Annotated in this window: 15 protein-coding genes; 5 read left to right on the plus strand and 10 right to left on the minus strand. The window is 72.9% G+C overall.

The features are described 5' to 3' along the window. Positions 1–29: 29 nt before the first annotated feature. Positions 30–785: a polysaccharide deacetylase family protein gene (locus E5F05_RS06000; RefSeq protein ID WP_164973369.1), complete on the minus strand. Its 756-nt coding sequence runs from the start codon at positions 783–785 to the stop codon at positions 30–32. Between the two features lie 255 nt (positions 786–1,040). Between E5F05_RS06000 and E5F05_RS06005 the strand changes: the two genes are divergently transcribed. Beyond that, a complete protein-coding gene (locus E5F05_RS06005; RefSeq protein WP_129117724.1) occupies positions 1,041–1,715 on the plus strand; it encodes a YqhA family protein in 675 nt (224 codons plus the stop codon). A 14-nt stretch (positions 1,716–1,729) separates the two neighbouring features. Here the strand turns inward: E5F05_RS06005 and E5F05_RS06010 are convergent, their stop codons facing one another. The 9 genes from E5F05_RS06010 to E5F05_RS06050 form a co-directional block, all read right to left on the minus strand. Then, positions 1,730–2,164 (minus strand): response regulator, encoded by a 435-nt coding sequence (locus E5F05_RS06010; RefSeq protein WP_129117725.1) that lies wholly within the window; start codon positions 2,162–2,164, stop codon positions 1,730–1,732. A gap of 256 nt (positions 2,165–2,420) precedes the next feature. Then, positions 2,421–6,443, minus strand: coding sequence for a VWA domain-containing protein (locus E5F05_RS06015; protein ID WP_129117726.1), 4,023 nt, complete (start codon positions 6,441–6,443; stop codon positions 2,421–2,423). Continuing rightward, positions 6,440–7,327 (minus strand): DUF58 domain-containing protein, encoded by an 888-nt coding sequence (locus E5F05_RS06020; protein ID WP_129117727.1) that lies wholly within the window; start codon positions 7,325–7,327, stop codon positions 6,440–6,442. Before E5F05_RS06020 ends, E5F05_RS06015 begins: the two co-directional genes overlap by 4 nt. 1 nt (position 7,328) lies before the next feature. Continuing rightward, entirely contained in the window at positions 7,329–8,327 is a 999-nt protein-coding gene (locus E5F05_RS06025; protein WP_129117728.1) for an AAA family ATPase, read from the minus strand. Continuing rightward, positions 8,324–9,751 carry a hypothetical protein gene (locus E5F05_RS06030; RefSeq protein WP_129117729.1) on the minus strand — a complete coding sequence of 476 codons (1,428 nt, stop codon included), beginning with the start codon at positions 9,749–9,751 and terminating at the stop codon, positions 8,324–8,326. Before E5F05_RS06030 ends, E5F05_RS06025 begins: the two co-directional genes overlap by 4 nt. Continuing rightward, a complete protein-coding gene (locus tag E5F05_RS06035; RefSeq protein WP_129117730.1) occupies positions 9,748–10,380 on the minus strand; it encodes a hypothetical protein in 633 nt (210 codons plus the stop codon). The genes E5F05_RS06030 and E5F05_RS06035 overlap by 4 nt, the downstream gene beginning before the upstream one ends. Further along, positions 10,377–11,093, minus strand: a complete 717-nt coding sequence (locus tag E5F05_RS06040) for an ABC transporter ATP-binding protein (RefSeq protein WP_164973370.1) — start codon at positions 11,091–11,093, stop codon at positions 10,377–10,379. Before E5F05_RS06040 ends, E5F05_RS06035 begins: the two co-directional genes overlap by 4 nt. Beyond that, positions 11,090–11,884, minus strand: a complete 795-nt coding sequence (locus E5F05_RS06045; protein ID WP_129117732.1) for an ABC transporter permease — start codon at positions 11,882–11,884, stop codon at positions 11,090–11,092. Before E5F05_RS06045 ends, E5F05_RS06040 begins: the two co-directional genes overlap by 4 nt. Before the next feature lie 3 nt (positions 11,885–11,887). Next, the gene (locus E5F05_RS06050) at positions 11,888–12,883 is read right to left on the minus strand and encodes an ABC transporter substrate-binding protein (RefSeq protein WP_206732989.1); all 996 of its coding nucleotides are present in this window, start codon (positions 12,881–12,883) and stop codon (positions 11,888–11,890) included. 246 nt (positions 12,884–13,129) lie between these two features. On the opposite strand from E5F05_RS06050, the gene E5F05_RS06055 reads away from it, so the two are divergent. From E5F05_RS06055 to E5F05_RS06070, 4 genes are all read left to right on the plus strand, one after another. Then, a complete protein-coding gene (locus E5F05_RS06055; RefSeq protein ID WP_129117733.1) occupies positions 13,130–14,323 on the plus strand; it encodes a helix-turn-helix domain-containing protein in 1,194 nt (397 codons plus the stop codon). 277 nt (positions 14,324–14,600) lie between these two features. Next, positions 14,601–15,827: an MFS transporter gene (locus E5F05_RS06060; protein ID WP_129117734.1), complete on the plus strand. Its 1,227-nt coding sequence runs from the start codon at positions 14,601–14,603 to the stop codon at positions 15,825–15,827. A 279-nt stretch (positions 15,828–16,106) separates the two neighbouring features. Beyond that, complete coding sequence (locus E5F05_RS06065) at positions 16,107–16,697, plus strand: QcrA and Rieske domain-containing protein (RefSeq protein ID WP_129117735.1); 591 nt, start codon at positions 16,107–16,109, stop codon at positions 16,695–16,697. 103 nt (positions 16,698–16,800) lie between these two features. Beyond that, positions 16,801–18,465, plus strand: a complete 1,665-nt coding sequence (locus E5F05_RS06070) for a PQQ-dependent dehydrogenase, methanol/ethanol family (RefSeq protein WP_129117736.1) — start codon at positions 16,801–16,803, stop codon at positions 18,463–18,465. Positions 18,466–18,491: the final 26 nt, after the last annotated feature.

Below are 18,491 nucleotides of genomic sequence, written 5' to 3' on the forward strand. Positions count from 1 at the left end.
GCAGGGGCACAGGCCTGCCGCCCCTTTTCTTACCGATGTGCCGTGGCGGTAGGCCCCAGCAATTCCTGCACCGTCACGAACGAATAGCCCCGGGCCTTCAGGCCGGAGATGATGGCGGGCAGGGCCAGCCCCGTGGCGGGCGCGTGGCCGCCGCTGACATGCAGCACCACGATGCTCCCCGGCTGCACCCGGTCCAGCACCTGGCGGACGATCCGGGCGGGGTCGGGCTGGTTCACGTCGCCGCCCACCACGTCCCAGTGGATCACCTGGAGGCCCTGCGCTTCGGCCAGTTTCACGTCGCTCTCGGTGGCGCAGCCGCCCGGAAAGCGGAAGTACCGGGGGGTCACCCCGGCGGCTCCCCGGATGGCCGCCTGCGCCCGCTCGATGTCGGCCGCCTTGTCAGACCGGGCGACGGCTTTCAGGCCGTAGCAGGGCTGCGAGAATCCGGGGTGGTCGAAGCTGTGGTTCTCGATCTCGAAGCCGGGGTGCTGCGCCAGGGCGCGGGCCTGCTGGGGGTAGACCTGCGCCCACATCCCGGTCAGAAAGAAGGTGGCGGGCGTGTGGGTGCTTTCGAGCGCCTGCACCACCCCCGCGTTGTAGAAGCTGCGGACCTGCCCGCGCCGGAGTTCGCCTTCCATCCCGGGCGTCATGTCGGCGTCGAAGGTGAGGGCCACCTCCCGGACCGTGCGCGGCCCGTGGGTCACGATGCCGGGCGCGTCCAGCGAGGGCGTCAGGGCCTGGGCCGGGCCGAGCAGGCCGAACAGCAGGCAGCAGAGGCGCTTCATACCTTCCAGCATGTCCAGCGAGATAACGGGCAGATGAAGCGGGCGCTGGCCGGGGGCGGAGAGCCAGTTATTCCGCCCCGGCCAGCACCACGTACCGTTCCTCACGGTAGGGGAGGCCCCTGGCGGTTGCCTGCCTCCAGCACCCGGGTCTGGTAGCCGCCCAGCTCGCGGCTCAACCGGGCGTACCACTCACGCGAATGCGGCCTAAGCTTCATGTGAGGCGCAGCGTACCGCGCAGGCAGGCAAGATGGAGACGTGAGTCGGCACTCTTCGGGGGAGCTTTCCAAGCGTGAGTGGTTCAGCGAGGTCATCGGGCGGACCCGCTTCGTGGTGCTGATCGCCGTGATCGCCGTGTTGCTGGTGTCCTTCAGCCTGTTTCTCCAGGGCACCGTCCTGGCGCTGCAAACCATCTATGGGACCTGGCGCGACCTGATCGCGGCGGGAGGTGACACCCCCACCGGGCCACTGTCGGTCCAGTTTCTGGAGGTGGTCAGCACCATGCTCAAGGCGGTGGTGTTCTACATCATCGGCGTGGGCCTGTACTCGCTCTTTATCAAGCCGCTGAACCTGACCTCGGCGCTGGGGGTGGAGAGCCTCAGCGACCTGGAGCAGAAGGTCGTGTCGGTGGTCGTCGTGATTCTGGGCGTGACCTTTCTGGAACACTTCATCCGCTGGGAGGACCCGCTGGAGACGCTGTACTTCGCCGGGGCCTTCGCGCTGGCGGGCGGGGCCCTGGTGTTCTTCCAGCGTGTCCACAGCGGAAAGGGCAGTGACCTCCAGCAGCCCGAGGCCAAGCTGCGCGCCCGCCGCGAATTGTTCGAGCACGACACCGAGCAGCGCGAGATCCGGGAAGAGGACGTGCAGCGGGCCGCCGACACCACGGACGCCCAGGCCGCCGGGAAGGTCGGTGCCGGGGAGGGCAGCGGCTGAGCGCCGGGCACGCCTCAGGACGGGGCAGCCTCGGGCCAGGAGGTCAGGCGGACCTTGGTCCAGAATTCCAGGAACCCCTCGACCTGGGCCACGAAGTCCTGAAAATTCATGCGCTTGATCAGATACGAACTGGCGTGCAGCGTGTACGCCTGGGTAATGTCCTGGTCGTGGCTGGAGGTGGTCAACATCACCACCGGAATCCGGACGAGCCGGGGATGCTCCTTCATCGCCCGCAGCACCTCGAAACCGGACAGGCCCGGCATGTTGATGTCCAGCAGGACCACGTCGGGCAGTTCGGACTGCGCGCCCAGCATGGCGTCCAGCGCCGCCTGACCGCTGGCGACGGTGGTGACGGTACACAGCTGGGCGTACTCGGCGAACACCTCCTCGGCGAGGTGCCGGTCCATCAGGCTGTCGTCGACCAGGAGCAGGCGGAGGGGACGGGTCACGGCCAGTCCACCCGTCCCCGCGCTGGGGGACACGTCTGGAAGAGCCGGGGCAGTCGTGTCATGGGCTGCCCCCAGTGTACTCGGCCCGCAGGCCTCGTGGGGAGGCGGTTGTCTGTTTTCCCTGGCTCCGATCATGCCCCAGTCTAACTTGGCCTCGGGGAGAAAAGCTCCCCGGAACTTGCCTGAGAGCGAAAAGAAAACTGTCCCGCTCCCCCAGCCCGCTCCCCAGACGATGGGGGCTGGTCCCGGCCGGTCTTCAGCCCCGGCGCTGGCGCACGGGGAACCAGGCGGCGCGGGGGAAGCGGAAGCGGCCTTCCGGGAGAGAGCGGAACGCGAGGCCCAGCAGGAAGGCCAGGAGCGCCAGCAGGGCGAAGGCGGGCCAGGCCGGGCGCCAGGCCCACCCCCGGCCAGAGGCGGCGGGCAGGGCGGGCGTATCCAGCCACCCGCCCCCCGTCGCGGCGACGATGCGCTGGAGGAGGGCCGGATCACGGACCGGGGCGGGCAGACCCAGCGCCGCGTCCGGCGTGCTGTACCCGCCTGCTCCCGGCGTCTCCAGACGACCCACGAAGCCGCCCGTCCCGTCCGCATGAAGGGCCACGGCCCGGGAACCGGCGGGGCCGTCCAGGGTCAAGGTCGGCCCCGGCCCGCGCACGATCAGGTCCAGGCCGTCGGCTTCCAGCGTCCGGGGGGCGCCGCCGCTCTCCCCCTCGGCCCGGATGAGGGCGGCGAGCTGGGCCGGGTAGGTGGGCCGCGCGGTCCAGCCGTTCACCCAGCCACCTGCCAGTTGCGTGCCCAGCGCGGTCACCCGGCCCAGGCCCACCCGCCAGGAGGCCGCCAGCGGGTCGCCGCTCCCGGTGCGGGCCAGCAGGGTCGCCCCCGGCTGGAGGCTGGTGTGGGTGTACCCGCCGACCTGTTGCGGGCGGCCTGTCCCGTCTGTGCCCGGCCACTGCACGGGGGTGGGGGCGCTCGTCACGGCGGGCTGGCCCTGGTCGAGCGCGTCCTGCGCCAGCAGACTGGGCACGTTGCGCCAGTCCTGGGTGAGGTGGAAGGTGCCCTCGCCCCAGCGGGCGATGTCGCGCATCAGGGGAATGTGCATCCCGCTGCCCACCGAGACGGTGCTGACCGTGATGCCGGTCGCCCGGATGCGGCGCACCAGTTGCTCGTACTGGTCGGGGTTGAAGATGCCGCCGTCGATGCCGTCCGACAGCAGGATCAGGTGCTTGCTGGACGCGCCCGACGCCTGGAGCTGCTTCAGGCCCGCCTCCAGCGCGCGCCACACCACCGTCCCGCCCTCGGCCTCGATGCGCCCGATCTGGGCCCGCAGCCGCGCCGGATTATCCGCCCGCTGGAGGGGCACCGCGACTTTGGGGGCGGTGTCGAAGGCGATCACGGCCACGTCGCTCTGCGCGTGGAGCAGGCCCGCCGCCGTCAGCGCCGCCGCCTTGATCAGGTCGAGCTTGGTCACGTTCCCGGCCACCGTCTCGTTCATGCTGCCGGACTTGTCGAGCAGGAGGCCCAGCGCGAGGCGCGGCGCGTCGCGGGGCACGCGGCTGGACAGGGGCGAGAGGGCCTCCAGCGGCGTGCCCAGGTAGCCGCCCGGCCCGAAGGCGTGCGGGCCGCCGCCGATCACCAGGTGTCCGCCCCGCCGCACCCAGGCTTCCAGGGCCGTCCGGATGTCCGCACTCAGGTCGCGGGCGGGCACGTCGAGCAGCGTCACACTGCCCAAGCCCTTCAGATCGCTCGCCCCCAGCGCCGCCGGGGCAAGGGGCACTGCTTGCAAGCCCTGCACGGCCAGCGCGCGGCCGAGCAGGGTGCGGGCTGCCGCGTCGCCCCCCACCACGGCCACGCGGGGCGGTGCGGTCACCTGGGTGGCGGCCTGGCCCTCCACCCCCGCCGTCTCCCCCCGCAGGGTCAGCGTGTACCCGGCAAGCCCCGGCCGGTCCTCGCGCAGGGGCAGGGCGAGGCGCGTGTCTCCGGCAGGCACGGTCAGGGTGTCCTGGACGATCAGTGTCGCGCCCCGCCGCAGCGTGACCCGCAGGGTGGTCGGCTGCGCGCTCCGCACGGCCGCCTGGAGGGCGAAGGCCTGCCCGGCGGGCACCTGGGCCGGGACCGTCAGGGCGCGCAGTTCGAGGGCCGGTGCCCCCGCGCTGCGGACCGCGTGAACGGTCACGCCCTGGCCACGCAGCGCGGCCAGCACGTCCGGCAGCCGGGACGAGGCGGGCCAGCGGTCCCCACTCAGCAGCACCGTGCGCTCGGAGGCGGCGGGCAGGGTGGCGGCAGCGAATTCCACGGCGTCGGCCACGTCGCCTGTACGGGCGGGCGCGGCCCCGGTGGGCGTCAACCGGGGAACGGCAGTGCCCCACACGCGGGTAATGTTCGGCAGCCCCGCCGGGTTCGCGGTGTCCGGGGGCAGCACGAGCGCCGCCGCCCGGGGGCGGCCCGGGGCCGGGAGCGGCACGTTCAGCAGGGCCAGCCCCAGCAGCACGGCCGCCGCCGCGTGCAGCGCCAGCATCCGCCGCTGGGCGGGGCGCAGCCTGCCCCAGCGTCCCCGCCGCAACGCCGGTTCGGCCCGGACCGCCAGCACCCCCTCGGCCAGCAGCAGGACCAGGGCCAGGGCCAGCAGCCCCGACCAGAGCGGCCACCCGCTGGGCAGGGTCAGGGAGCGGGGGAGGAGGGCCGTCTTTCCTGCCCCCGCCGTCAGATCGGCTTCCGGCCCGGCGAGGCGGTTCACCGCGAGGGGTTCGCCGCCCACCCGGTACACCCCTGCCCGCAGTGGCGTGAAGCTGTTCGGCGTCCCGAGCGCCTGTCCCTCCGGGCCGGTAAGCGGCCGACCGGGCGGCAGTGGGCACGGTTCGCCCACCGTGCAGGGCGGGACCACCCGTTCGCCCGCATCTGGCTGCGCGGCGAGCGCCACGTTCCGCAGGAAGGTGGGCCAGGCCGGGGTCCGCGTCCACGAGGCCGCCTCGACGGGGAAGTTCACGCGCACCTCCGGCGCGCCCCCCGCGCCGCGCCGCTCGATGAGCGGACCCTGCGGGCCGGACAGCAGCGCCTCCCCGTCCGGCCAGGGCTGTACAGGCGTGGCGGGAGCGCCCAGGGTGAGGTCGGCCCACGTCACCCCCCGGCTGAGCGGGTCGCGGTCATTCCAGGTGGTCGGCGTGACCGGCAGCCCGGAAGTCTGCGGGGCGTTCAGCCACAACGTCGGGCGAACGGCCTGTCCCGTCACGCCGGGGGCCGTCACCACCACCAGGTCCGCGTCCGCCGCCAGGGTGCGCGTGGGGGAGAGGACGACCCCGGGCAGGGCCAGCAGCGCGCGCCGCACGTCGCCCGCCGCCTCCCCGAGCAGGGCCACCCGCAGCGGCAGGGGTGTGGGCCGCAGCACGGCCTGCGCGGCATCGTCTGCGGGCAGGCCGTCGGCGTCGAGGGCCGCGCGCAGCACGCCGCCGCGCCCGGGGGTGAAGGTCAGGGCGAAGGGCACCTCCTGCCCGGGAACCAGCGTGAGGGTCCGCCGCGCGAGGGGCTGCCCGTCCAGCGTGACGGTGAGGGTCCGCTGGCCGGGGGAGCCGTACAGGCGGGCCGCTCCCCGCAGTGTCCAGGCCGCCCCCACCGCACCGGGCATCACCTCGAAGCGGGTGAGGGCCGCGTTGGTCAGGGGACCCCCGACCGTTCTCACCTCGGCGTTCAGGCCCGCGAGGGCTGCCTGGGCGGCGGCGAAGGTGGACGGCGCGGCAAAGGCCAGCACGCGGGGATGGGCTTTTCCCTGGAAGGTCTGCACCGTTCTTCCCGCTGTGGCCCAGTCCGCCAGGCCGTCGGTCGCCTGGGCGCTGAGCAGTGCCCGGCGCACCGCGTCGCGGTCGTCGCGGTTCACGGCGAGCGGCGTGACGTGTTCGCCCACCAGCAGCACGGTGACGCGCCCGCCCAGTTGCCGGGCGGTGTCCCGCGCGGCGGCGGTGAAGCGGTCCGGGCGGACGTCCGCCGCGCGCATGGCGCGGGAAGCGTCCAGCAGCACCAGCGTGTCCGCCCCGCCCGCCGGGTCCCTCCCCAGGCCGGGCCGGGCCAGGGCCAGCGCCAGCAGGCCCAGCACCAGCAGTTGCAGCAGCAGCGCCGCACTCAGGCGCGGCAGCCGCCTGGCCCGTTCGGGGACGTGTTCGGCCGCCAGCCGCCGCCACAGGTGCAGGCTCCCGACCTCCGCCGCCCGGTGCGCCCGGCGCTGCCGGTGCAGGAAGACGAGCAGCGCCGCCAGCAGCCCCAGCAGCAGCCAGAGGGGCTGACCGAAGCTCACCTGATGATGCCGCGCGCCAGGAACTCACGCAGCATCACCTCCCCCAGCGGCTGGTCGGCCTGCACCTGGACCAGTCGGCCCCCGTGCCGGGCCAGGGCGGCGCGCAGTTCGGCGGTCCAGGCGGCCAGCGCCCGGCGGTAGCGGTCCAGCGTCGCGTCGTCCAGGGTGACGACCGCGCTGCCCCCGCCCTCCACGTCGTCCAGGCGCAGGGGGTCGGCCCGGCCCGGCGCGGCGCGCAGGCGTTCCGGTTCCCGTTCCTCGGGGGCCAGCACCTGCACGGCCAGCACCTCCTGCGCCCGGGCGTGCGCGGTGTCCAGGGCGCGCAGGGCGTCTTCCGACAGGAAATCGCTGACCAGGATCACCAGGGCGCCCCGGGGCGCGCGGGAGGCGGCGCGGCCCACGGCCTCCTCCAGCGTGCCCGCTCCCTCCGCGTGTGCCTGACCCAGCCAGCCCAGCAGTTCGGTGGCGCGGTTCACGCCCTGCAAGCGCGCCGAGACGCGCACGCTGCGCCCGAAGGTGAAGGCCTGCACGGCGTCGCCCCCCGCCAGCGCCACGAAGGCCAGCGCGCCCGCCACGCCCGCCGCCAGCCCGAACTTCGGGGGCCTGCCGATCCGCATGCTCGCGCTCGCGTCGAGGACCACCAGCACGGGGAGCTGCTGCGCCACCACGAATTCCCGCACGACCGGCGTGCCCAGCCGGGCGGTGACCACCGCGTCGAGGGCGCGGATATCGTCGCCGGGCTGGTAGGGGCGGTGGTCGGCGAACTCGATCCCGGCCCCCTTCGCCCGCGAGGGCCGCTCACCCACCCCGCCCTGTGCGCGGGCGTGGGGCGCGGTCAGGCGGCGGCGGGCGAGTTCCTGCTGGAGGGCGGGCGGCAACTCCATCTCACTTCACCTGCGCGTCCAGCAGGCGCGTCAGCAGCGCGTCCTTGTCCACGCCCTCGGCCACGCCCTCGAAGTTGAGCTGGAAGCGGTGGCGCAGGGCGGGCAGCAGCACCGCCCGCACGTCGGTCAGGCTGACGTGCGCGCGGCCCGCCAGCATGGCCTGCGCCTTGGCCGCCAGCACCAGCGTCTGCGCGCCGCGCGGGCTGACTCCGAAGCGCACGAAGCGCCGCACCTCCGGGCCGCTCTCGGGCCTGGACGGCTGCGTGCTCACGATCAGCCGCGAGATCGTGTCCACCACGTCTGGCGACACGGGCAGCGCCCGCACCGTCCGCTGCGCCTCCAGCAGTTCCGCCGCCGTCAGGCACGCCCGAGCCTCCACCCCGTGCAGCCCGGTCGTCTGCGCGAGGATGCGGCCCAGCACCCCCGCGTCGGGGAACGGCACGTCCACCTTAAAGAAGAAGCGGTCGAGCTGCGCTTCCGGCAGCAGGTAGGTGCCCTCCTGCTCGATGGGATTCTGCGTCGCCAGCACGAAAAAGGGCCGGGGCAGCGGGCGGCCCTCCCCCGCGACGGTGACGGTGCCTTCCTGCATCGCCTCCAGCAGCGCCGACTGGGTCTTGGGCGTGGCCCGGTTCACCTCGTCGGCCAGCAGGAGCTGCGCGAAGATCGGCCCCGGCATGAATTCCAGGCGGTTCACGCCCCGCTCGTCGGGCGAGAGGACCAGCGTGCCGGTGATGTCGGCGGGCATCAGGTCCGGCGTGAACTGGACGCGGCCCATCCGGAGGCCGAACACGTCCGCGACCGTCCGCACCAGCAGCGTCTTGCCCATGCCGGGGGCACCTTCCACCAGCACGTGCCCGCCCGCCAGCAGCGCCACCAGCACCTGATCGACCACCTCGCCCTGCCCCACCACGACCTCGTGAATGGCGGCCTTCGCGCGGCGCAGGGCGTCCAGCCGCTCGTCGAGGCGGGCGAGGATCGAATCGGGGGCGGTCTGGGTCATGGCGTCCTCCGGAAGTAGGCGCGCACCGTGTCACGGGCGGCGTCGGGAATGTGGTCGGGTGTGAGGGGCGGTTCGGGCTGGGCGGTCCAGGGACCGGCGGTGGCCGCGCCGGGGGCCGGTTCGGGCGGGGATGCCCCCGGTGCGGCCAGCACCCGCACCCGCTCGGCGTTCCGGGGATTCCCGGCCAGGAGCTGCTGCCGGTAGCGCACGGTGATGTCGGGCAGCCGCCCCGACCCCAGGCCCACGCTGCTGGTGCTGCCCGCCGCGCCGCCGCCGCTGTCGCTGGTGCCGCTCTGGGGGTGGCCTTCGGGGTCGGACGGCTTGCTGGCGCGCGGCGTCTGCCCCCGGTTCATGTCGTTGTTGGTGAGGCAGCCCTGCACGCAGCGGTCCCGGCCCTCGCTCTCCACGCCGCGCCCGCCGGACGCCTGCCGCAACTCGGGCGGGCCGCTGTTCTTCTGGTGTTGCGTCTGGCTGCCCGGCCCGCCGGGATCGTAGGGGGCGGCCGCCAGCGCGTCCGGGTTGCTGCGAAGCTCTTCCGGCGGGACATGGCCCCCCTCCCGCGAGCCGAAGGGCGTGTCCCGCGTGCTCCCTCCCCCCGGCCCCGCCGAGCCGGGCGAGCGGGCCTCCTCGACCAGAGAGGTCTGGGCCTCGCGGGGGCGGTCCAGGCCGGGCGCGCGACTCCGCGTGCCTGCCGCCCCACTGACTGCCACGCCGGGACGCTCCTTGCCCGCGTTGGCCTGTGCGGTGACCGCTGGCGTTTTCGGCTGCGTTCCCGTGGGAGGCGCCGCCGGGGAGGCGGGTGAGGGAGAGGGGGAGAGGGTCGCCGGGGCCACTTTTTCCCCGGCCGTGGCCCTGACTGGCTCCGGCGTGCGGAGAACCTCGGCGCGCGCTTCGGCAGGCGCGGCCAGCCGCACCGGGGCAGGCAGGGGAGGCAGCAGCCAGACGAGCAGGGCGAGCGCGGCCAGTCCGGCGGGAACGCGCGCCCAGGTGGGAGAGGGGGGAGGCACCACGTCCGCCGCCTGCCGGGGCCGCGCCGCTTCCTCCGCCTGCGCGCGGATGCGGGTGTGCAGGGCCACCTCCAGCGGGTCACCTGTCTGCCCAGGGAGGGTCAGGGCCGTGCCCAGCAGGTCGTGCAGCCCCAGTCGGCGGTCCGCGAGGCGGGCGGCCTCCTGCGGGCCAGGGGGCGTGGCCCGGACCTCCAGCCCCAGCGCCGTCAGCCCACCGAGCAGCCCGGCGAGGCCCGCGGTCAGCGCCGGGGATGGGGACGGCACCCCCAGCGGCGCGTGCAGCAGGTACGCCAGACCGCCCAGCGCCAGCGTGCCCAGGCCCACCGTCACCGCCCAGCCCAGCCGCCGCCAGCGCCGCCGCCCCGCCTCCCGGCGCTGCACGCCCCGCAGCAGCGTGGTCAGGGCCGGGCCGGTCACGCGCCCCTCCCCAGGAAGGAGCGGCCCAGCACCGCCAGCAGGACCCGCCCCAGCAGCGCAAAGGCCAGCCACAGCAGCCCGGCGAGCAGCAGGTAGGCGGCCAGGTGATCGAACTGGGTGAACAGCGCGTAAAAGCGGATCTTGGCCCCCAGCCCGTCCGTGCGTGCCAGCAGTTCGCCCGCCATCACCGCCAGAAAGCCGTACCACAGGGCGCGGCGCAGGTACGCCTCCCGCCGTTCCTCCAGCTTGCGGCGGCCCAGGGCGAACACCTGCACGGCGGTGGCGAGGGCGGCGACGCCGATGCCGGTCGTCTCGCGCACGCCCAGGGTCGGGATCAGGTTCAGGGCGACCAGGATCAGCACCCAGGGCACCGCCAGCAGCGCCAGCACCCAGGGCGTCAGCCACGCCTCCACGCGCGGGCTGCTCCGCATCAGCGCGGCGAGCAGCGTGCCTGCGGCCAGGCCCAGGCCCAGGGCGAGGCCCAGGCGCGCGGCAGTCACCCCCAGCGTCTGCACCATCACGCCACGCTCGTCCGCCAGCCAGCCGAGGTTCACCCCGGGCAGGACACCCTGCGCGGCGGCTCCCCCGGAGAGCAGGGCCAGCGGGAGCAGGGCGCGGAGGAGCTTCATACCGGCACCCGCTCCCCGCCGAGCAACTGACGCACCTCGCGCACGGCGCGGGCGGCGGCGGGGTCGTCGGGGTCACGCGGGCGGGGCAGCGTGACCCGGACCTCGCCCCGGACGGCGGCGGGCGTTCCGGCCAGGGCCACCACCCGGTCGGCCAGGAAGACCGCCTCGGCGGGGTTGTGCGTCACCAGCAGCGTCGTGGGCCGCGTCTCACGCAGCAGTCCGGCGAGTTCGGCGCGCAGTTCGCTGGCGGTCAGCTCGTCGAGGGCGCTGAAGGGCTCATCGAGCAGCAGCAGGTTCGGGCGCAGCAGCAGGGCGCGGGCGACGGCGGCCCGCTGCGCCATGCCCAGGGACAGCTCGCCCGGGTAGCGCCGCTCCTGCCCCCGCAGCCCCACCCGCGCCAGCTCCGCCGCGATGTGCCCGTGACGGTCGGGCGGACTGGTCAGGCGCAGATTGCCTTCCAATGTCAGCCAGGGCAGCAGGCGCGGTTCCTGAAACACGTACCCGGTGCGAACCTCGCCGCCGAAGGTCACCTGCCCGGCCTGGGGAACCAGCAGCCCGGCGGCCAGGTGCAGCAGGGTCGTCTTGCCGCACCCGCTGCGGCCGATCACCGCCACGACCTCCCCGGGCGTCACGGTCAGCGTCAGCCCGGCCAGGACCGGCGGGGCCGCGCCGTAGCGCACCGTCACATCCCGGAAGTCGAGGCTGCCCGTCACCGGGACCTCCGCCACGCGAACGCCCGCTCGCCCAGCGCGGCCAGGCCGTAGTCGATGGCCGACAGGATCAGCGTCATCACCAGCCCGTAGGCCAGGATGCCGCGCATCTCGAACTGCTGGAAGTAGAAGGCGATCAGGTACCCCACGCCGCTGGTGCGCCCGAACACCTCACCGAACACCACCATCTTCCACGAGAGGCTCAGCGTGACCCGCGCCGCGCCCAGCAGCGACGGCCAGAGCTGCGGCAGCGTGACGTGGCGGAGAGTTTGCGCCGGGGAGACGCGGAAGGCGCGGGCCATGTCCGCCAGTCGGGGGTCGAGCGCCCGCACCCCCTCGCGGACCTGCACCGCCACCGTGGGCAGCAGGATCAGCGTGATGGCCGCCACCAGCGCCCGTTCGTTGAGGCCGATCAGCAGGTACGCGGCCAGCAGGATCAGGATGCGCGGCACCGTCAGGCCCACCGCCAGCCAGGGGGCTGCCAGCGCCGCGAAGCGCGGGTGGGTGCCCAGCGCCCAGCCCAGCGGCGTGCCGATCAGCAGCGCCAGCGCGAAGGCCGACAGCACCCGCCAGAGGGTGATTCCCACATTCGTCCAGAGGGTGCCCCGCGCCGCCTCCCGCGCCAGGAACCGCAGCGTTTCAGCGGGACCGGGAAACACGTCCGCGCCCAGCAGCGCGCTCGCCAGCGGCCACGCCAGCACGAGCAGCAGCAGGCCCGCCGCGGGCAGCACCCAGCGGCCCCACCCGGGCCGGACGGGGGGCGCGGCGCTCAGGCGGCGGGCCGTGCGCTGCATCGCTCAGGGCCGGAAACGGGTGTTGAAGGCGCGGGTGTCCAGCCGGGTCAGGCCCACCACGTCCGGCCCGGCCACCTCGATCATCTTGCGGGTCAGCAGCAGCGTGTTGTTCAGGTCGGCCGAACTCCACCCTTTCGGGAGTCCGGCGGCCCACTGCGCGCGCAGGGCGGGGAGTTGCGCCCGGTCAGGGAGGTTGTAAAGACCTTCTTTCAGCATCGCGTCCCAGTACCCGTCGTCGCGTTTCATGCGGTCCTCGGCCAGCAAGGCGGCCTTCACGAACAGCCGCAGCGTCTCGGGGTCGGTGTCGTTGCGGGCGATCAGGTACAGCAGCGGCACGTTCGGCGCCAGGCCCAGGCCGCGCAGCAGGTCGGCGCTGGAAATCAGTTGCCGGTACTTGCCGGTGCTCACCATCCGCGCGCCGTGGTGCCAGAAGGGAATCCCCGCCTGAATCTCGCCGCGCGTCATGAACTGCTCCATCAGCGGACTCGACACCGAGGCGACCTGGCTGGCCGTCTGGGGATCGAAGCCCGCCCTGGCGCGGGCGTAGGCGCGCAGGATCAGCAGCGTCTTGTCGGTGAGGCTGGTCGCGCCGATGGTCTTGCCCTTCAGGTCCGCGACGGTGCGGATGTCACTCGCGGCGGGCACGATTACGCCGCCCGTCAGCAGGCTGAAGGGATACACGGCCGTCACGTCGAAGCCCTTCTGGCGCAGCAGCGTGACCTCCAGAAAATCGTCCACCACGACCTGCGCGTCGCCCGAACGTAGCGCGACCCGTGTGGCGTCCTTGCTGGCGTAGGTCTTGGCGTTCACCTTGAGGCCCAGGTCGCGGTCGATGCCGAAATACCCGATGGCGTACGTGACCCAGGAGAGGGTGCCGCCCGCCTGAAGGCCCACGCTGATGCTGCGCTGCGCCTGCGCCTGCCCTGCCAGGAGCAGCGCCCCCGCCAGTGCCCACCGGGCCGCCGCTCCCCTGCCCCGCTGATCCCCTTGACGAGCCACATCCACCTCCACGCGAGAATGGTGATGCTTTGCCCCCCGCACCCTGCGGCCCGGGCAGCCTGACGCTGTGACCTGGTTGGCTTCACGCTAGCCCCCGGCCCCCCCGCATTGCAACTTTGCAAGCTGCGTCGCAGACGGGGCCAACCTCTTTCCAACCTGCCCGGGGGGTGCTAGCTTGGATGGACCTTTCAATCTTCAGCGGTTTGGCGGTGGCAGTCGGCAGGCGTCTTGGGGCACAGGGGCAGCATGGACGAACGGCTCATTCGGGAGCGGGAGCGGCTGGAACGCGCCTGGCAGCAGTACATCACTTCGGGAGCGCGGGTCCCGGTGACCGAGGACCTGCTGGCCTCCTGGGCACGTTCGGCCCGGACGGTGCCGCCCGAACGGGTGTCCGCCCCGGTCGAGAACGACGCCGACGTGCAGCACGCCTGGCGCGAATCGCGGCTGGAACACGCCAGCCGTCCGCTGCTGGCCGAACTGTCCGCCCTGGCCGAGGACGGCGACCTGATCGTCGCCATCGCGGACGCGGGCGGGCAACTGCTGTGGACCAGCGGCAGCGACCGGATGCACCGCCTGGCGCGCGGCATCAACTTCGTGCCCGGCGGCCACTGGGACGAATCCAGCGTCGGCACGAATGCCCTGGCGCTCGCCTTGCGGACCCGCCAGACGGTGCGCGTCTTCGCCGCCGAACATTACGTGCAGACGGTCCACGACTGGGTGTGCTACTCCTCCCCGATCCGTGACCCGCGCACCGGGGAGGTGCTGGGCGTGCTGGACTTCAGCACCACCTGGGAGCGCAGCACGCCGCTGGGGCTGACCAGCACCCGGCACTACGCCGGGCTGATCGAACAGGGCCTCGGCGCCGGGCAGGGCCGCAAGGAGGGCCTGACGCTGTACCTGTGCGGCCCGCCGCGCGTGACCCTGCACGGCCGACGCCTGCACCTGACGCCCCGGCAACATGAGCTGCTGGCGGTCCTGGCCCTCTGCCCCGGTGGGCTGACGCTCGACGCCATGCACGCGCACGTCTACGGCGACCAGCCGGTCAGCCTCAGCACCCTCAAGTCCGAGATCAGCACCCTGCGGACCCTGCTGGGCGGGGGGATCGCCTCACGCCCCTACCGCCTGTCGCTCCCGGTGCAGTTCGACGGCGCCATCAGCGAGGCCGCGCTGCTGGCCGGGCAGCCGGGCCGGGCACTCGACGTGTACAACGGCCCGCTGCTGCCGCACAGCGCCTCGCCGTTCCTCACGTACTGGCGCGAGTACCTGGACGCCGCGCTGCGCGAGGCCGTCTTCCGCTCGCGCGACCCCGAACTGCTGTGGCGCTACGCACTGCGCTTCGAGGACCCCGAACTGCTGCTGGAACTCGAAACTCTGCTCGCGGCGGGCGACCCCCGCCTCCCGCTGGTCCGCGCCCGCCGCGCCGCGCTGGGCGACCCGTGACGGAGACGCGATTTTTCTCCCTCTCCCCTTGCGGGAGAGGGGTGGCAGCCGCAGGCTGCCCTCCAGGCGCCGCCTCAAAAGTGGAGCCTGATTCTTCCCATTGGCCTCTGACGCCCGGCCCGTTCACCCCCACCCGGCCTCCCCCCTCAAGGGGGAGGAGCAAAAAGCACGGTGGCGGGCTTTTTCGCCCGGCCCGCCAGGAGGAGGGGAGAGGTCTTCACCGGCCTGCGGTTTCCGGCTGTGCCCCGTCCCCCAGTGCCGCCTTATGCTGCGCGGCATGACCTCCTCCGTCCCTGAGGCAGCGGCTCCCGGCCGCTGGTCGGCGCTCACGCGGCTGGCCGTCGCGGTCGTCCTGGCGATGGCGCCCTGGTTCTCGGCGGCGGCGGTGCTGCCGCAACTGCGGGCGGCCTGGGGGCTGAGCGATACGGCGGCGGCGTGGCTGACGCTGGCCGTGCAGCTCGGCTTCGTGGTGGGCGCGGTGCTGAGCGCGGCCCTGAACTTGGCCGACCGGGTGCCGCCCCGGCGGCTGATCCTGGCGGGGGCGGTGCTGGCTGCTGCGGCGAACCTGGGGCTGCTGGTGGCGGGCGGTCCGGTTCTGGCGGGCCTGCTGCGCGCGCTCACGGGGGCGGCGCTGGCGCTGGTCTATCCCCCCGCCCTCAAGGCCATGTCGGCCTGGTTTCGCAGCGGGCGCGGCGTGGCGCTGGGCGTGATGGTCGGGGCACTCACGCTCGGCTCGGCGCTGCCGCATCTGGTGAACGGCCTGGGCGGCGCGAACTGGCGGACGGTGATCCTCACGACCAGCCTGCTCGCCGCGCTGGGTGGGGGCATCGCCTCCGGGGTGAGGGAAGGGCCGTACCGTTTTCCGCCCGCCGCCTTCCGGCCCGCGCAGGCGTGGCGCATCCTGACCGGGCGGGGCGTGGGGCTGGCCACGCTGGGCTACCTGGGGCACATGTGGGAGCTGTACGCGATGTGGGCGTGGTTCGCGGCGTTCTTCACGGGCGTGCTGACCGCCCAGGGCCTGCCCGATCCGGCGCGTGGGGCCGCCTACGCGACCTTCGCGGTGGTGGGCGTGGGGGCGCTGGGCTGTTACGTGGGCGGCGTGCTGGGCGACCGCTGGGGCCGCACCCGGCTCACCGCGCTCGCGATGCTGCTCTCGGGCGGATGCGCGCTGGCCCTGGCGGCGTTGACACAGGCGGCCCCCCCCGCCGTGCTGGCCCTCAGCCTGCTGTGGGGCTTCTGGATCATCGCGGACTCCGCGCAGTTCTCGACCATCGTGAGCGAGATCGCTGATCCCGCCTACGTCGGTACGGCGCTGACCGCGCAACTGGCCCTGGGCTTCACGCTGACGGCCGGGAGTATCGCCCTGGTGCCGGTGCTGGTGCGCGCCGGGGGCTGGCCGCTGGCCTTCACGGTGCTGGCCGTGGGGCCGCTGCTGGGGGCCGCCGCGATGCGCCTGCTGGCCCGGACCCCCGAGGCGGCCCACATCGCCGGTGGGCGCGGCTGAGGGCCAACCCTCCCCACCAACCTTTCCCCAACCCCGCGGTCCGTACACTGGACGGGATCAGACAACCCGCTCCGCTCAGCCAGGCCGTTCCCCTTTTCCCGCCCGCCTGCGTTTGACACCGCTCCCCGGAGTTTCTATGTTGGAGGTCCACCCGAATCTCAGCCGCTCCGCCCGCCGCCCCACCCGGGGGTGCCCCGGAGCTGTCCTGCTCCCGCGTTTGCCGCTTTGCACCTGCGTGCCGGTCCGCCCGGCGCTGCCCCTGCCCCGGAGGACCTCTGCATGACCGAGAAGCCCATCACGGCCAGCCCCATGACGGAGATGCCCAGCCGCCGCAGCTTTATCAAACTGGTCGCCGTGACCGGGGCGGCCGTCACGCTCGGCGGGCGTGTCGCCGCGCAGACCGCGAGCAGCCCGGCCAAAAGCGGCGACCTGCTGGTCTACCAGGATGGCCCCCAGAAGGGCCAGGTCGTGAAGGTGGCCGACCTGAAGGAAGGCGCAGCGGTCTGGGCGCAGGCCGTGGACCCCGCCACCAAGAAACCCCGGGACGCCATGAAGTCCGGCGTCGTCATCGTGCGGCTCAAGCCGTCCGAGATCAAGGCGAGCAGCCAGAAGAACGCGGTGAACGGGGTGGTCGCCTACTCCAGCGTCTGCACCCACCAGGGCTGCCCGGCCAAGGAGATCGGCTCGATCGGACAGGGCAAGGGCAACATCATCTGTACCTGCCACGGCAGCATCTACGATCCCCGGGACAACGCCACCGTCCTGGGTGGCCCGGCGCCCCGCCGCCTCCCGGCCCTGCCGCTGAAGACCGACGCGGCGGGCGAGCTGGTCGCGGCGGGCGAATTCACCGGCAAGATCGGCCCCAAGTAACGCCGGTTTCAGTCAGACCCGTTCCCGAGGAGCGTCCGTTCACAGCGGTCCATGCGGCGCAGTTTCCGTCCACCATTCACTTCTGTTCGCAAGGGGAGGCAGTATGCGGAAGATTCTGACGGCGATCCTGGCAATGGCAGGCACCTGGGGCGCGGCGCAGGTGGCGACCTACAGCAGCGTGACGGACGCGCGGCTCCAGAACCCGGAGGCCGGGAACTGGCTGATGTACCGGGGCAACTACAACAACTGGGGCTACTCGCCGCTGAACCAGATCACGGCGGCGAACGTCGCGCGCTTGCGGCCGGTGTGGGCCTTTTCCACCGGACAGACCGAGGGGCACGAGGCGCCCGCCATCGTGAACAACGGGGTGATGTTCATCACCGCGCCGATGAACAAGCTGTTCGCGCTGAATGCCGCGACGGGGCAGCTCCTCTGGAAGTACGAGCGCGAACTGCCCGACGACGTGGTGAGCTGCTGCGACGTGGTGAACCGCGGCGTGGCCGTGTACGGCGACATGGTGTATATGGGCACCCTCGACGCCCACATGCTGGCCTTTAACGCCAAGACCGGCAAGATCGCCTGGGACCGCACCATCGAGGACTACAAGAAACGCTACACCATCACCTCCGCGCCGCTGCTGGCGAACGGCAAGCTGATCACCGGCGTCCACGGCGGCGAGTACGGCATCCGGGGCTTCCTGGAAGCGATGGACCCCAAGACCGGCAAGTCGCTGTGGAAGACCTACACCACCGTGGACGCCAGCTATCCGGCGGGCAGCGCGGCCCAGGGCGGCGCCCCCACCTGGCTGACCGGCAGCTACGACCCGGCCACCAAGACCGTGTACTGGGGCGCTGGAAACCCCAGCCCCTGGATGGACCCCCGGCGCAAGCCGACCGATGATCTCAAGTGGTCCTCGTCGGTGCTCGCCTTCGACGTGAACACTGGCAAGATCAAGAGCGGCTTCCAGTACTCCCCCAACGACGCCTGGGACTACGACGGTGTGAACGAACAGATCATGTTCGACGCGACCGTGAACGGCAAGCCGATCAAGGCGATGGCCACCGCGCACCGCAACGGCTACCTGTACCTCTTCGACCGTGCGGGCGGCGGCGTGACCTACAAGGGCGCCCACGAGTACGTGACCAACACCGCCTACAAGGGCCTGGACGCCAGCGGCCGCCCGATCTGGGACCCGCAGCACCGCCCCGACATCGGCAAGCAGGTGAACGCCTGCCCCAGCTTCCTGGGCGGCAAGAACTGGCAGCCCGCCGCCTACAGCCCGCAGACCAAGCTGATCTACATCCCCAGCAACGAGTGGTGCATGAACATCAAGGGCGCCCAGACCAAGTACGCGGCGGGCGAGGCCTACGTCGGCGCCGAGTTCGAACTCAACCCGGTGCCCAACCTGGGCTACGTCGGCAAGCTCCAGGCGGTCGATCCCGTGACCGGCAGGCAGGTCTGGAAGCAGACCTGGCAGGCCCCGCTGTGGGCCGGGGTGCTGACCACCGGGGGCGGCCTGGTCTTTACCGGCAACACCGCCAACCGCGACTTCATGGCCTTTGACGCGCGCACCGGCAAGCAGCTGTGGTCGTTCAAGACCAACTCCGGCATCGTCGGCACGCCGATCAGCTTCTCGGTGAACGGCAAGCAGTACGTCGGCGTCTTCAGCGGCTACGGCGGCGCGATTCCGCTGTGGGCCGGGCCGATGGCGCAGCTCACCAAGGACACGCCGCGCGGGGGCGTCTTCTGGGTGTTCGCCGTCGATTGAACGGGGAAGTCAGTCAGACCGGCGGG

Source organism: Deinococcus metallilatus, assembly GCF_004758605.1.
Taxonomy (GTDB): Bacteria; Deinococcota; Deinococci; order Deinococcales; family Deinococcaceae; genus Deinococcus; species Deinococcus metallilatus.

Bases quoted from the DNA above. Each gene is read 5' to 3' on its own strand.
- E5F05_RS06000 (WP_164973369.1), bottom strand. From the start codon at position 785: ATGAAGCGCCTCTGCTGCCTGCTGTTCGGCCTGCTCGGCCCGGCCCAG.
- E5F05_RS06020 (WP_129117727.1), bottom strand. From the start codon at position 7,327: ATGGAGTTGCCGCCCGCCCTCCAGCAGGAACTCGCCCGCCGCCGCCTG.
- E5F05_RS06025 (WP_129117728.1), bottom strand. From the start codon at position 8,327: ATGACCCAGACCGCCCCCGATTCGATCCTCGCCCGCCTCGACGAGCGG.
- E5F05_RS06035 (WP_129117730.1), bottom strand. From the start codon at position 10,380: ATGAAGCTCCTCCGCGCCCTGCTCCCGCTGGCCCTGCTCTCCGGGGGA.
- E5F05_RS06045 (WP_129117732.1), bottom strand. From the start codon at position 11,884: ATGCAGCGCACGGCCCGCCGCCTGAGCGCCGCGCCCCCCGTCCGGCCC.
- E5F05_RS06055 (WP_129117733.1), top strand. From the start codon at position 13,130: ATGGACGAACGGCTCATTCGGGAGCGGGAGCGGCTGGAACGCGCCTGG.
- E5F05_RS06060 (WP_129117734.1), top strand. From the start codon at position 14,601: ATGACCTCCTCCGTCCCTGAGGCAGCGGCTCCCGGCCGCTGGTCGGCG.
- E5F05_RS06065 (WP_129117735.1), top strand. From the start codon at position 16,107: ATGACCGAGAAGCCCATCACGGCCAGCCCCATGACGGAGATGCCCAGC.
- E5F05_RS06070 (WP_129117736.1), top strand. From the start codon at position 16,801: ATGCGGAAGATTCTGACGGCGATCCTGGCAATGGCAGGCACCTGGGGC.